Below are 14,751 nucleotides of genomic sequence, written 5' to 3'. Positions count from 1 at the left end.
TTAGTTTTTTAAAGCTATTTCTGCAAACATTCCTGGTTTCAGCAAAGGATCCTGTGTCTCAAATTCTATTTTCACTAATTCATTTTTATTTTTCGAGTCAATTACAGGGTTAATCACTAGTATTTGACCCTTAAAGACTTTATCAGGAACGTTAGATACTTTAATAGCAACTTCTTGTCCAATCTTTACTCTGTTCATTAGTGATTCTGGAAGATATGCATTTATATATAGCGCATTTGAATTTACAATCGTAACTAGAGGTGATCCAGCTTCAGCAAGCTCTCCGCTGCTTACATTTTTACTGCTTACAACTCCTGATATTGGAGATACAATTATTCCATTATTAAGCTGAACTTTTGCCAAATTTAAGGCGGCTTGTGCCTGTTCTACCTGCGACTGTGCCTCTTTAATGGTTTCCTGTGTTTCACCATTAATTAGCATCTTTAAATCAGCTTCATAAGACTTATAGGATCCTTCTGCATTAGCTAGTGCAGTCTTATATTGGTCAAGCTGACTTTTGGAAATAGCACCTGTATTAAAAAGCTGAACATTTTTATCATAATTCTCTTTTGCATTATCATAGGTTGCCTTAGCACTAGAAGCTGCCGCCTGAGCCTTAGCTATCTCCTCAGGCCTTGCTCCGCCTTGAATTTTCGCAAGATTTGCATTGGCAGTTTCAACCCCTGCCTGGGCTTCAGCTACTTGGGCATTAAGGTCTTTGGCATCCAATTTGATTATCACATCTCCTTCTTTTACATTAGAGCCAACATCAACATTTATAGCTTCTACCTTTGCAGTAATTTTTGATGTTATATCAATATTTTCATTTGCTTCAATTTTTCCTGCCATCATATATTCATTACTATCACTCTTAATCACCTTTGTTTGAAGAGTACTGACATTCGGAGCGCTTCCTGCACTGCAGCCGCTTAATAAACTGACTCCTAATACACTTGCCATAAGTATACTTGATATCCTTCTTTTCATAAAAATCAGCTCCTTTCTTGACCTTTGTAAAATTCCATACCTAAAATTAATTTTAAAGTTTGTCGGTTTTAAAACCGACCGTTCGGTATGTAGGCGTTAAAAAAATTTATTCTTTTATTTCTTCATAAAAATCCTTCCAAAGCTGCAATAAAGAACTGGTTAATACTGGCTCTTGGCCTTTCAATATGTTTTGAAGACTAGAGGCATCATTTGTATATATAAATATTCTTGCAATTTGCTCATCACTCATAGGAGATTTAATTTCTCTCTTATCCCTAGCAAGCTTTATTATTGCTGTCCATGCATTAAGTTCATCCTCTAAAGTAGCATTTAACTTTTCATAAAAGCTTGGAATAAGCTTACATGCATCAAAAATTAAAGAAAAATAATTTAAATCAAATACACTATCACAGTCATTATTTCTCTTGAACAATTCCATTCTTTTATCAATGAACTTTATATAGTCATGAAAAAATTCATATAAAGAATTATGGCTGAACTTGCTGTAGTCCACTAAAAAATCACTAAAAGATTTATTAATAACTTCCAAAAAAAGCTGTTCCTTGCTCTCAAAATAATGGTAGAACGCACCTTTTGACAAGCCTGAGTTCTCCACAAGCTCTTTCATGGTAACTTCCTTATAGCTCTTTTGAAGAAAAAGTTTATAGGAAACCTTCAAAATATGTTCTCTTGTATCATTCATTAGTTTAACGCCTCCTTGATACCGACCGTTTGGTATGTAATTATATTATCACTTAAATTTATCCATGTCAATTTTTTATTTTTATTAAAACAAGCAGCGCACATCAAAATAAGCACTAACTTTCGTCAGTGCTTATTTTATAAATAATTTTTTCAATTTCTTCTTCAGTAACTATATTTAAACCAAGAGATATCTCAACATTACTTATTATATCTTGTTCTGAAACTTTAGTAGCATCACTTAATCTTTTAACCAATGTAATTAGCTTTTCACTCATCATTACCACCTCATATTAATAACTTTTCTTTTAACTTTATTTTATTACTACATTTTTATGTATTAATTAATACAAGGTTAAAACTTTGTTTATTTTAAATCTATATCATCACCTTAAGATTGTTTAAAGACAACAAAGTTTTCAATCTGTGCATTAACAAGTTCAGCCAAAGCTTCTCAACAATTCCTAGTGGTTGTCAATAATAATCTCATTAAGTCATGTATTGAACTCAGTAATTAGCAAATATGCATTTTTACTAATATCCTAGCATTCTTTATTTTGGATTTTTCACCTGAGCTTGTGCAGCTGCAAGTCTTGCTATTGGAACTCTAAATGGTGAACATGATACATAATCCAATCCAACATTATGGCAAAATTCTATAGAAGATGGGTCTCCACCATGTTCTCCACATATTCCAAGATGGATATCTGGCCTTGTTTGTTTTCCAAGTTGTACTGCCATCTTAACAAGTTTACCTACACCTATTTGATCTAACTTTTGGAATGGATCAAATTCATATATCTTCTTATCATAGTAGTCTCCTAAGAACTTACCAGCATCATCTCTTGAAAAACCAAAGGTCATTTGAGTTAAATCATTTGTTCCAAAGGAGAAAAATTCAGCTTCTTTAGCTATTTCATCTGCTGTAATAGCTGCTCTTGGTATTTCTATCATAGTACCTACCAAATATTTTAAATCTATTTTCTCACTAGCAATTACTTCTTCAGCAACTCTCACAACTATATCTTTTACAAATTTTAATTCTTTTATTTCTCCAACAAGAGGTATCATTATTTCTGGCACTATATCATAGCCTTTTCTTTTCTTAACATCTATAGCAGCTTCTATTATAGCTCTTGCCTGCATCTCTGCTATCTCAGGATATGATACAGGAAGACGGCAGCCTCTATGGCCCATCATAGGATTAACTTCATGTAAAGATTCAATTGTTGCTTTTAAGCTTTCAAACTTAAGTCCCATTTCTTTAGCCAAATCTTTTATATCTTCATCCTCTTGAGGTAAAAATTCATGAAGAGGTGGATCCAATAATCTTATATTTACCGGTTTTCCTTCCATAGCCTCATAAATTCCTATAAAGTCTTCTCTCTGCACTGGAAGCAATTTATTAAGTGCTTTTCTTCTCTGCATTTCTGTTTCTGAAACTATCATTTCTCTAACTTTTGGTATTCTATCTTCATCAAAAAACATATGCTCAGTTCTGCAAAGCCCTATGCCTTCTGCACCAAAATCAACAGCATTTTTAGCATCTCTAGGTGTATCAGCATTGGTTCTAATCTTTAATATTCTTATTTCATCAGCCCAAATCATAAAAGTTTTAAAATCTCCACTTATTTCATTTCCAGTAGTTTTGATAGCTTGACCATAAACATTTCCTGTACTGCCATCTAAGGATATATAATCCCCTTCGTTATATAGCTTTCCACTTAGTTCAAAAGTGTTATCTGCTTCATTTATTTTTAAATCAGCACATCCAGCTATGCAGCAAGTTCCCATTCCCCTTGCAACAACTGCAGCATGAGAAGTCATTCCTCCTCTTGCCGTAAGTATACCTTCAGCTGCTACCATTCCTTCTATATCTTCTGGCGATGTTTCAAGTCTTACAAGTACTACCTTTTCACCTTCTTCATGATGTTTCTTAGCATCCTCTGCAGTAAAATAAACCTTACCACAAGCAGCACCTGGTGAAGCAGGTAAACCCTTTCCTATAATCTCAGTATTTTTTAATTCATTTTGATCAAAACTAGGATGTAAAAGAGAATCCAACTGTTTAGGCTCAACCTTTAATATTGCTTCCTTCTTTGTAATAAGTCCTTCTGCTACTAAATCTACAGCAATCTTTAATGCAGCTTGAGCAGTTCTCTTACCATTTCTAGTTTGAAGAAAATATAATTTTCCCTGTTCAATGGTAAACTCCATATCCTGCATATCTTTATAATGCTTTTCCAATCTTTCTGCTATTTCCATAAATTGCTTATAACAATCAGGTAAATCCTGATCTAATTTTGTTATTGGCTGAGGAGTTCTTATACCTGCAACTACATCTTCTCCCTGTGCATTTATTAGGTATTCACCAAATACAGCCTTTTCTCCAGTAGCAGGATTTCTTGTAAATGCAACTCCTGTTCCTGAAGTTTCTCCCATATTGCCAAATACCATTGATTGAACATTAACAGCTGTTCCCCATTCCCTTGGAATATCATTTAGCCTTCTATAAACTATGGCTCTAGGGTTGTCCCATGATCTAAATACAGCTGTTATAGCTTCTAATAACTGTTCCTTTGGATTCTGTGGAAAATTCACACCCATTTCTTTCTTATATAAATCTTTATATTTATTAACAACATCTTTTAAATCCAATGCAGTTAATTCATTATCAAATTTAGCTCCTTTAAGTGCTTTAACTTCATCAAGAATATCTTCAAATTTTCTCTTTTCAATTCCCATAACAACATCAGAAAACATTTGAATGAATCTTCTATATGAGTCATAAGCAAATCTCTCATTTCCTGTTAGCTTACTTAAGCCTTCTACAGTTTCATCATTTAATCCCAAGTTTAATATTGTATCCATCATTCCCGGCATAGAAACTCTAGCTCCAGATCTAACTGAAACAAGTAAAGGATTATGTACACTTCCAAACTTTTTACCAGTTGTTTCTTCAATCTTAATAAGTGCTTCATAAACTTGATTCATTACTTCTTCTGATAACTTTTTACCATCTTCATAATACTTTGTACAAGCTTCTGTAGACAATGTAAAGCCTTCTGGAACAGGCATTCCTAAATTCTTCATCTCGGCAAGATTTGCCCCTTTCCCGCCAAGTAAATTTCTCATATTTGCATTTCCTTCGTTAAAAAGATATACATATTTTCTAGTTTCCATACAAATAGTAACCCCCTAATGTAAATACTTTAATTTTTAATATGTGCTATACATTTCATTATATGTTATATACTATATAACAAAAATAACTTATATGCAATACATAATATATAAAAATAACTTATATTTAATTTATTGTACTATTAATGTGTAAAATTTAAACTACCTTTTCAACAAATATCTTTACAAGTTCTGGATCAAATTGAATACCTGCGTTCTTAATTAGCTCTTTTACAGCTTCTTCCCTTGATAAAGAATTTTTATAAGGTCTCTCACTGATCATTGCATCAAAAGCATCAGCAATTGCAATTATTCTTGATTTTAATGGAATTTGTTCTCCCTTAAGACCTTTAGGATAACCACTTCCATTCCATTTTTCATGATGTGCTAGAACATATTCCGCTATTTCTGACATATCGTTAACAGAGCTTAAAATGCGATATCCTATTTCTGGATGACGTTTTAACTCTTCCCACTCTCCATTAGTAAGCTTATCAGATTTATTTAAAATATCCTCAGGTATAGCAATTTTTCCTATGTCATGTAATAACCCTACAGTTTTTAATTCCTGTATTTCACCATCTGGTAAGTGCATGGATTTTCCTAAAAGATTACAATATTCAGATACTCTGTGAGAATGCTGTTCCTCCCTTTTATTTTTTTCATGCAGTGTATTTATAATGGCATCAACTGTTTTTCCCCTCATGCTTGGACTTTCAAAAAGCTTCCTTTTATACATAAAATCCTCTGCTTTTTTCAATATTTCAAATATATCCTCTTCATCATGGTACTTTGTAGCAAACCCGAAAGAAACTGAAAGCTTTATTGATGCTACCTCTTCCTTTGAAGCTAATTCCGAAATATGCTTAAGTATTTCCTCTGTTTCAAGAGCATTTGTTCTTGGCAGCAATATTACAAATTCATCTCCTCCTATACGTGCTATTATTCCATTATCACCACAGCCATAAAGCATTACTGATGAAACTTTTTTTAATAATTCATCACCAACAGCATGTCCAAATGAATCATTTATTAGTTTTAATCCATTAACATCAGCCATAACAATAGTAAGTGGAAGACTTTGACTATTGTCCAAACGTTTAAGCTCTTCTTCAAAAAATCTTCTATTATATAATCCTGTAAGTTGATCATTATAGCTTAAAAATTCAATTTCCTTTTGATTTTTTCTTTCAACTGTAACATCCCTGCTTATTGCAATAACTTCATTTTTTCTACATTTAACTATTCTGAGTTCAAAATATTTATTACCTAATGGTGTATCAATTTCATATTGAAAGCTTTCCACAGAATTATTTTCAAGAGCCACCTTAATTTTAACATAAGCAATTTCATATATTTTAGGTGGAAGCACTTCCCAAAGAGTTTTTCCTATGAACTCATTCTTAGGCTTTATTAAAACAGAATTATCTTTTGTTTCACAATCTTTAAAAACGCCATTTTCATCTACAACAAATATAATATCAGGAATTGCACTTACTATTGCTCTATTTCTTTCTTCACTTTTCTTTAAATTATCTTCACTTTCCATTAACATTTCATATTGATTTCGAAGTTCTTCCTCTATTGCAAACAATTCATTATAGGAAGCTTCTATTTCTTCATTTGATGCCAAAAGCTCCTGTTTATTTTTATTCAAAGCTTCATTTGCTTCTAATAGTTCCTTAGTACGTACAGAAACTCTCTTTTTTAAAGTTATGTTCCACAATAATAGGAGAAATATACTTGCTGCTACTGACACTATTACCCAAATGTTTTTCATTACTGTCTCATAAAAAGTTTTTTCTTCATAAACTCCCAACCATTTATTATATATCTCATCATATTTTCCTGTAGCCTTGAGTATTTGTAAACCACCATTAAGGGCAAATAACAAATCATCATTTCCCTTTTTTACAGCCAAACAATAATCATCAGGATTGATAACTAGTCCATTGTTTTTTAGATTTGAAAGATTATCTTTTTTTATAAAATAATTTCCTATTACAGTGGGAACTACTGAATATTCATATTTATTCATAGATACAAGTTTAAGTGCATTCTCAGATGAACTAACTTCAATAAAGTTAATTCCAAGATTCTGTTTTTTTAGATATTCCCCTGATATTTCATCTGCCTCAACTACTACTGTCTTTCCTTTCAAATCGCTTATATCCTTTACATTTTTACCATTTTTCGTGAATACATCAGCCCTAGTTATTGTACTCTTTGTCGTAAATGAGTAATTTTTTTCCCTATCCTTAGAAATAAAACATACCTGCTATGGCATCTATTTTACCACTTTCAAGCTCATTCCTAATATCATTCCAAACACCTAATTTAATCTTTACCTTAAATCCCATTGCCTCTGCTGCAGCCTTTGCAAGCTCTATATCAAAACCAGCTGGATTACCATTTTTATCTATAAAGCTGTAGGGAGGATAACCCTTATCATCACCTATTATTATTGTTCTATCTGATTTTTTATCATTACTAATTGGCTCATTATAGAAAGTTTCTCTATTTACACTAACACTTTCTCTATTCTCGGCAAACACTACTTTTCCGAAATTATTATCTAATAAACAAGTTAAAATTATAAAAAATACTATGATAAAAACTTTATGTCTTATTATAATCATACCCCTTCCTTTTACATATATTGCAATAGTATCCAATACTGCTGTTGGTTTAAAAAACATTTATATTTTTACACTATTCTACACAAAACATAAATTTCCTTTGTATTTTTTTATTTTCAAAAAATTTTTAAGGCTATATTCATATTTTGAACATAGCCTTAATTATCTCATAATTCAACCTAATTTCATTCTAATTTTTTAGAATCATATAATTTCCTTGTCTACTATTATAGATAAGAATTTACTAGCTTCCACTTCTATTATTGATTTTAAAGTTTTATTTTCAATTCTTCTACAGTTACATCAGGATTCTTATATCTTCCTTTACTTTCTGTAGTTTTACCACATTGAATTGCCTTAACTGGGCAAAGATTAATGCAAGCTAAACATTGACTGCATTCATTTCCCCACTTAGGTTTCCCTTCAACTTTTATAGTTTGACAATTACATACACTTTCACATATGCCGCAGCCTGTGCAATTATCCTTAGCATAAAAATTTTTAGTATTCATAGCTGACTTATTAAATAATGGATTTACTATACTAGTTCGAATTCCTGGCATAGATCCTTTTACAACTTTAAAAATATTTTTTTCTCTTTTCTGTATAATAATGTTTATACTTTTTAAATTTTCTTGAACAGCTAAAAGCTTTTTCTCCTGATCAGCCTTAGAATCAACATCTCCCATTATTATATAATTACTTGGCATGATAACAGAAAAACCACTATCTAGATGTAAATTCTTTTCTCTTAACCTTTTATCTAAAGCCTTCATAGTATTTCCAATATTTGCACCACAGGTTGCAACAGAAAAGATGTAATTATCTCTATAATTATTTAACTTTAACTTATGAATAAAATCAAATACCATTTTTGGTGGAGCCCATGCATATACTGGATATACAAAACCTATTATTTCATTATCCTTAAGGCTGTATTCAAACTTACCCTCTTTACTATTCATCATAGCTGCAATGGAAATTATCTCTTCATTATTTTCTTGTGCAATATTTTTAGCAACTTGCAGTGAATTTCCTGTTCCTGAAAAATAAAATATCATCTTAACTTCATATCTCCTTTATATTCAAAAGTCATACAATAGCATATTATCATCTTTTATCTTTCAGCATCGTATCCAGATGCCACTATAGATACCTGTATTTCATCCTTTAAATCTTCATTTATAACTGCACCAAAGAAAATATTATTTATATCACAATCTGATACATCTGATACCTTCTTAGTTGCCTTATATATTTCCATTAAATCCATACTTGGACCGCCTTCTATCATCAATAGCTGTTTAGTTGCTTTTTTCAAAGGCTCTACTAAAAGCTTGCTATTAATTGCCTTTTCTGCAGCTATTTCTGCTTTATTATCTCCACTTGCACTTCCAAATCCAATATAAGCTATTGTATTTCCACTCATTACATATTTTAAATCTGATACCTCAATATTTATTACACCTGGCAAAGATATTGGATAAATCATAGATTTTAAAGTAGCTATCACATTGTCACTGCTTTGTTTTTCTATGTCATCCAAAATAATATTTTCGCTATTTGATAAAACTTCATTATCTATTAATACTAAAGAATCCAAATTATTTTTTAACATCTCAATTCGAGAATCACAAATTTCCCTAAACTCCTTATTTTGTAAAAGTGATGGTTTAATTCCTATTCCAATTGTCAATATGTCTTTTTTCTTTGCTATTTTATATATGTACTTAGCTATTTTTAAATCTCTTTCTTGCTCTAAAGCAACAATCACATAGCATACTCCTGATTGATATACAGCTTTATATATAGACGGATATATAATCCCTTCTATATTAACCTCATTTAAGAATTCATCTCTTATAAGAACTTTGTTTACATTGTCTAATTTACAATTAAACTCTCCGCCAATCCTATCATACCTGTCCTGACAAGTACAAAATATTATTGACTTTGTTAAATACATACCCTCAATTTCTTCCATAGTGTGCATATTTGGTTCATCCCCCTTGAATAATTAAAATTACCAACATATATTACTTTACTACATTGACAACAAATTATCAATCAATTGATAACCCTATAAAATTTTGATTTAAAAATAATTTGACATATTACATTAAAGTGTACGGATACATTTTGACATAATTACATATTGGAATATAATACAAAAGTAGAGTTATTATACCAGCAATCGTATTGAATTATGTTGATCACTAATAATTAATTTATGGAGGGGATTTTTCTATGAAACAAGAAAATATTTTAAACAACAGGACAAATAGTTTATCAACAGTAAGTCTTGTTCAAATGGCACTTATGATAGCAATAACTTGTGTATCCACCATGGTTATTAAAGTACCAACTTTATTTGGAGTTGGATACGATCACTTAGGAGACAGCATGGTATTTTTAGGTGCGATTTTATTTGGAAGGAAAAAAGGTGCTATAACTGCTGCAGTAGGTATGAGCTTAGCAGACTTTTTGCTTGGATATGCTTATTATGTTCCTTTTACTTTTATTATTAAAGCAATTATGGCTTATATTGCTGCATCTGTTGCTTATAGAGGCACTTATAAAGGCAAAAATATGTTAAATAATCTATTTGGTTTTATTGCTGGTGGTGCATGGATGGTATTTGGATACTTTTTAGCCAAGATAGTAATCGTTGAGTATATTGTAGTTAAAGCTAGCAGCTTCAATCAAGCTCTTGCCATAGCATTAGCTGGTATTCAAAGTAACATAGGACAGGTTACCTTAGGCATGATAATTGCAATACCACTAGCTAAGGCACTTCAATCAAAGGTGAAAATTGAAAAATAACCAGGTTGTTTTCTTAGAAACAATAAAACCTAGCTTAATATCATAATACTAAGCTAGGTTTATATTTATCTAGGTACAGAATTTAATATTTCCATAAACTCATCACCCATTATAGTCTCTTTTTCAAGAAGATGAGATGCAATCTTAGAAAGCACTTCCATATTATCCTTTAAAAGATTTAATGCCTTTTCATAGCAGCTGTTTATAATTTGAAGGACTTCTCTATCAACTTCCGAAGATGTCTCCGTGGAACAAGTTTGAACTGGTCTTCCATCTAAATATCTGTTTTGAATGGATTCCAATCCCATCATACCAAATTTATCTGACATACCATACATGGTTACCATCTGCCTTGCAATCTGGGTAGCTCTTTCAATATCATTTGAAGCTCCCGTAGTTGCTTTTTTAAATACAATTTCTTCAGCTGCTCTACCAGCTAACAGAACTACTATTTGTTCTGTTAATTCACCCTTGGATATAAGGAATTTTTCTTTCTCTGGCATCTGCATTGTGTAGCCTAGCGCTCCCATAGTTCTCGGAATAATAGTAATCTTATGCACTGGCTGTGTTTGCTTTTGTAGTGCAGCTGCAAGTGCATGTCCTACTTCATGAAAAGCAACTAAGTTCTTTTCTTCCTCTGTCATAATTCTATCTTTCTTTTCCTTACCCGCTATGACAGTTTCTACAGCTTCAAATAGGTCTTCTTGTTTAACCAGGTCTCTGCCAATTCTTACAGCTCTTAAAGCTGCTTCATTTACCATATTGGCAAGATCCGCTCCAACAGCACCTGCCGTAGCCAATGCTATTTCTCCAAGATTCACATCGCCATCAAGTTTAACATTCTTTCCATGAACCTTAAGTATCTCTTCTCTACCTTTAAGATCAGGCTTGTCAACAATAACTCTTCGATCAAACCTTCCAGGTCTTAAAAGAGCTTTATCAAGTATCTCTGGTCTATTAGTTGCTGCAAGTATAACAACACCTTTTGAAGAATCAAATCCATCCATTTCTGCTAAAAGCTGATTTAATGTTTGTTCACGTTCATCATTTCCACCCATCTTACTATCACGACTTTTTCCTATTGCGTCAATTTCATCTATGAACACTATACAAGGTGCATTTTTCTCTGCTTGTTGAAATAAATCTCTAACTCTAGAAGCACCAACTCCTACAAACATCTCCACAAAATCTGAACCAGATAGTGAAAAGAATGGCACATTTGCTTCTCCTGCTACTGCTTTAGCAAGCAATGTCTTACCTGTACCAGGAGGTCCTACTAATAGAGCTCCTTTAGGTAGTTTTGCTCCAATCTCAGTATATTTTGATGGTTTATGAAGAAAGTCTACTATTTCATTAAGTGATTCCTTTGCTTCTTCCTGTCCAGCTACATCATTAAAAGTAACACCAGTCTTTTTTTCAATATACACCTTTGCATTACTCTTTCCAAAAGACATGGCACCTCCGCCCATTTTCTTTCCTAGAGATTTCATTATAAATGATCCTAGAAAATAGAACATAGCAAAAGGTAATATCCATGTAAGTAAAAAGTTTACAATAGGTGACTGCATGTCTTTAACCGGCGTTGAAAATTTTACTCCAGCAGTATGAAGCTTATCCACTAATTGGGGGTAATTTAAAGCCCCTGTATAATAAATTTTCTTATCGCTAACTGAAGAATTTTGATTAGCTTTTGGAGTTATTAAAATTCTATCGTCTTGAATCTTCACTGATTCTATCTGCTTATTTTGAATCATTGTAAGAAACGTACCATAGTCTATTTCTTTAAAAGAAGATTTAGCAAACCAGGTTATAACTACATTTATCATTAACGTAACAATTAAAGTAACTACAATATAACTAGCTAAATTTTTTTTCTTTTGTAACATAATTCTCCTCCTTAGGATTTACTTGCTGATTGTATCTTACTAATACTTACTAGCCTGATAGTTTACTTAACAAGTATTTTTCACCTTGATAAGATTAACACACCACCCTAGCCTTCATGTATAGTCATTATAATATACCACACTTAATTACTTTATTAAAGAAACAAATTATTAATTTTTTGTATCTGAAACTTCCTCTTATAACTGGATAATATCTTTTACTATTATGAGTTTATTGTTATACCAAAAAGGTAATACTAAAAGTAGTAAATTAAAATTTTAAGAGGTATTGTAATATGGTGCTATCAGAACTTTTAATTAGTAAATTTATAAAAGATTATAAAAACGTAGAGAATCCTAAAGTCAGAGATAAATATGGATACTTAGGCGGTACTATAGGCATTTTAACAAATGTTTTACTAGCTGGTGCAAAATTTATGATTGGAAGATTATCAAACAGCATTTCCCTTATTGCAGATGCTATGAATAACTTATCAGATGCAACTTCATCTGTTATCACCATTGTAGGCTTCAAGCTTTCATCAAAACCAGCAGATGAAGAACATCCCTTTGGACATGGAAGAATTGAATATATATCCGGGTTGTTAATTTCATTTATTGTCTTATACATAGGAGTTGAATTTGTAAAATCATCTTATGAAAGAATAATGAATCCTGCTAAAACTGAATTTCAATGGATTTATTTAGTTGTTTTATTATTTTCTATAGTGATAAAAATATGGATGAGTAAATTTAATAAAACTATAGCAAAATCAATTAATTCTTCAGCTCTTCAAGCATCCTCAATTGAGGCTTTCGTGGATGTAATTATCTGCACCTGTATAATTGTTTCATTAATTTTATCAAGATATACTCGCTTAGTTATAGATGGCTATATAAGTTTACTGGTTTCAATGTTCATATTATATTCAGGTTATATATTAATAAAGGACACACTGAATCCATTGCTTGGAGAAGCTCCAGACCCCGAATTAGTAAAAAACATAGCCAGCAAAGTTAAGGAATATGAATATATCAAAGGAGTGCATGAGTTAGTAATCCATAATTATGGTCCACGAAAAATTCTAGCCTCCATTCATGCAGAAGTACCTAAAGATGTTTCATTAGAAGAAATTCATAGAATTGTAGATAAAGCTGAAAAGGAAATTTCCGAGGATTTAAATATACATTTAATAATACATTTAGAACCAGTAGAGTAAAAATATATCTAAGATGAAAAAATGATTGTTGCACTAAGAATAAATATTATAGTATATTGCAATATTTATTCCTAGTGCAGCATTTCCTATACTAATTATTTATTTTTTCGTATAAGCATGTGATAATTGCTATTGCTTGAAACAATAGACCAACAACACAAACTCCACTCCATCCAAAGTGCTGCCATGCATATGACCCTAATATGGACCCTGATGCACCACCTATAAAATAGGAAACCATGTATACCGTATTTAATCTATTACGTGCTTCAGGATTTAAGGCGTATATTATAGCTTGATTAGAAATTTGGGCTGATTGAACTCCAATATCCAATAAAATAACCCCAATTATTAACCCCCACATTTTAAAGCCAAAGGTCCAAAAACATATATAAGACAAAGTAGAAATACAAATAGCTACTGCTACTGTAAATTTAGGACTTTTCTTATCTGCTATTCGTCCAACAAATGTTGCTGCTACAGCTCCTGTAATTCCAACTAATCCAAATAGTCCTGCAGTTTCAGTGCCTAAATTGTAGATTGGGCTTTCCAATAGAAAAATTAGGGATGTCCAAAACACACTAAATGTTGCAAACATCATGGCTCCAACAAGAGATGTTTCCCTCAACACCTTCTCGCTTTTTACCAATTGCCATAAAGAACTTATTAATTTACTATATTTTATGCTTGAATTAGCAGGACTCACAGGCAGCAATTTCTTAAGTATTATTGCTAAAAGAAACATCATGGCAGCTGCAGCCTTGTATACAGTTCTCCATCCAAAGTTTGCCCCTATAAACCCACTAAATGTTCTGGATACCAATATTCCTATAAGCAGACCACTCATAACATTTCCAATTACCTTCCCTCTCTCTTCTGGTTTGGCCAGTTGTGCAGCAAATGGAACAATAAGCTGTGGAACAATTGAGGTAAAACCAATTGCAAAAGAAGCTATAAAAATCATTTTGACATTAAAAGATACAGCCATTATTATAAGAGCTACAGCAGTTAAATACAACATTAAAGTAATAAGTGATTGGCGCTCTTTTATATCACCTAGTGGTAAAAAAAAGAACATCCCTAGAGCATAACCTACTTGTGTAAGCATAGCTGCGGCACCTATGCTTCCTTGCAGTACATGAAAAGCTCTTGCAATGTCTCCTAATAGAGGCTGAATATAATATAAATTTGCCACAGTTATACCACTAGCTGCAGCCATAATTAGTATTAAAGAGCTCCTCAGAACAAAGTTTTTTTGAACAATATTGTTATCTTTTATCATATTTCAATTCCTCAAATACTTTATTATTT

General features: G+C 31.8%; 12 protein-coding genes. 2 read left to right on the top strand and 10 right to left on the bottom strand.

The genetic code is table 11. The features are described 5' to 3' along the window. The 8 genes from Q6H37_RS11440 to Q6H37_RS11405 form a co-directional block, all read right to left on the bottom strand. Complete coding sequence (locus Q6H37_RS11440) at positions 1–987, bottom strand: efflux RND transporter periplasmic adaptor subunit (protein WP_318742022.1); 987 nt, start codon at positions 985–987, stop codon at positions 1–3. A 106-nt stretch (positions 988–1,093) separates the two neighbouring features. After that, positions 1,094–1,690, bottom strand: a complete 597-nt coding sequence (locus tag Q6H37_RS11435) for a TetR/AcrR family transcriptional regulator (RefSeq protein ID WP_318742020.1) — start codon at positions 1,688–1,690, stop codon at positions 1,094–1,096. Between the two features lie 115 nt (positions 1,691–1,805). Further along, entirely contained in the window at positions 1,806–1,967 is a 162-nt protein-coding gene (locus Q6H37_RS11430) for a hypothetical protein (protein ID WP_318742018.1), read from the bottom strand. A gap of 274 nt (positions 1,968–2,241) precedes the next feature. Further along, positions 2,242–4,872: a pyruvate, phosphate dikinase gene (ppdK, locus tag Q6H37_RS11425; protein ID WP_318742015.1), complete on the bottom strand. Its 2,631-nt coding sequence runs from the start codon at positions 4,870–4,872 to the stop codon at positions 2,242–2,244. A gap of 157 nt (positions 4,873–5,029) precedes the next feature. After that, positions 5,030–7,090, bottom strand: coding sequence for an HD domain-containing phosphohydrolase (locus tag Q6H37_RS11420; RefSeq protein WP_318742993.1), 2,061 nt, complete (start codon positions 7,088–7,090; stop codon positions 5,030–5,032). Positions 7,091–7,130: 40 nt separating this feature from the next. Next, positions 7,131–7,571: a transporter substrate-binding domain-containing protein gene (locus tag Q6H37_RS11415; RefSeq protein WP_318742013.1), complete on the bottom strand. Its 441-nt coding sequence runs from the start codon at positions 7,569–7,571 to the stop codon at positions 7,131–7,133. Between the two features lie 209 nt (positions 7,572–7,780). Next, positions 7,781–8,572 (bottom strand): EFR1 family ferrodoxin, encoded by a 792-nt coding sequence (locus Q6H37_RS11410; protein ID WP_318742011.1) that lies wholly within the window; start codon positions 8,570–8,572, stop codon positions 7,781–7,783. Positions 8,573–8,628: 56 nt separating this feature from the next. Further along, positions 8,629–9,504 (bottom strand): cell division protein FtsZ, encoded by an 876-nt coding sequence (locus Q6H37_RS11405; RefSeq protein WP_318742009.1) that lies wholly within the window; start codon positions 9,502–9,504, stop codon positions 8,629–8,631. A 254-nt stretch (positions 9,505–9,758) separates the two neighbouring features. On the opposite strand from Q6H37_RS11405, the gene Q6H37_RS11400 reads away from it, so the two are divergent. Continuing rightward, complete coding sequence (locus Q6H37_RS11400) at positions 9,759–10,334, top strand: ECF transporter S component (protein ID WP_318742007.1); 576 nt, start codon at positions 9,759–9,761, stop codon at positions 10,332–10,334. 65 nt (positions 10,335–10,399) lie between these two features. On the opposite strand, the gene ftsH is transcribed toward Q6H37_RS11400, so the two are convergent. Then, positions 10,400–12,220 (bottom strand): ATP-dependent zinc metalloprotease FtsH, encoded by a 1,821-nt coding sequence (gene ftsH, locus Q6H37_RS11395; protein WP_318742005.1) that lies wholly within the window; start codon positions 12,218–12,220, stop codon positions 10,400–10,402. 296 nt (positions 12,221–12,516) lie between these two features. Here ftsH and Q6H37_RS11390 point away from each other — a divergent pair, with 296 nt between their 5' ends. Then, complete coding sequence (locus Q6H37_RS11390; protein ID WP_318742003.1) at positions 12,517–13,440, top strand: cation diffusion facilitator family transporter; 924 nt, start codon at positions 12,517–12,519, stop codon at positions 13,438–13,440. A gap of 91 nt (positions 13,441–13,531) precedes the next feature. Here Q6H37_RS11390 and Q6H37_RS11385 read toward each other — a convergent pair whose 3' ends face one another. Continuing rightward, positions 13,532–14,722: an MFS transporter gene (locus Q6H37_RS11385; protein WP_318742001.1), complete on the bottom strand. Its 1,191-nt coding sequence runs from the start codon at positions 14,720–14,722 to the stop codon at positions 13,532–13,534. Positions 14,723–14,751: the final 29 nt, after the last annotated feature.

Origin of the sequence: Clostridium sp. JS66, assembly GCF_033561535.1 — a bacterium.
Classification (GTDB): domain Bacteria; phylum Bacillota; class Clostridia; order Clostridiales; family Clostridiaceae; genus Clostridium_AM; species Clostridium_AM carboxidivorans.
Note: the sequence above shows the minus strand (reverse complement) of the source record. Positions and strands in the feature narration are given on the sequence as shown.

Coding starts and splice junctions, on each gene's coding strand:
- Q6H37_RS11400 (WP_318742007.1), top strand. CDS start 9,759: ATGAAACAAGAAAATATTTTAAACAACAGGACAAATAGTTTATCAACA.
- Q6H37_RS11415 (WP_318742013.1), bottom strand. CDS start 7,571: ATGTTTTTTAAACCAACAGCAGTATTGGATACTATTGCAATATATGTA.
- ftsH (WP_318742005.1), bottom strand. CDS start 12,220: ATGTTACAAAAGAAAAAAAATTTAGCTAGTTATATTGTAGTTACTTTA.
- Q6H37_RS11390 (WP_318742003.1), top strand. CDS start 12,517: ATGGTGCTATCAGAACTTTTAATTAGTAAATTTATAAAAGATTATAAA.
- Q6H37_RS11430 (WP_318742018.1), bottom strand. CDS start 1,967: ATGAGTGAAAAGCTAATTACATTGGTTAAAAGATTAAGTGATGCTACT.
- Q6H37_RS11440 (WP_318742022.1), bottom strand. CDS start 987: ATGAAAAGAAGGATATCAAGTATACTTATGGCAAGTGTATTAGGAGTC.
- Q6H37_RS11385 (WP_318742001.1), bottom strand. CDS start 14,722: ATGATAAAAGATAACAATATTGTTCAAAAAAACTTTGTTCTGAGGAGC.
- Q6H37_RS11435 (WP_318742020.1), bottom strand. CDS start 1,690: ATGAATGATACAAGAGAACATATTTTGAAGGTTTCCTATAAACTTTTT.
- Q6H37_RS11410 (WP_318742011.1), bottom strand. CDS start 8,572: ATGATATTTTATTTTTCAGGAACAGGAAATTCACTGCAAGTTGCTAAA.
- ppdK (WP_318742015.1), bottom strand. CDS start 4,872: ATGGAAACTAGAAAATATGTATATCTTTTTAACGAAGGAAATGCAAAT.
- Q6H37_RS11405 (WP_318742009.1), bottom strand. CDS start 9,504: ATGCACACTATGGAAGAAATTGAGGGTATGTATTTAACAAAGTCAATA.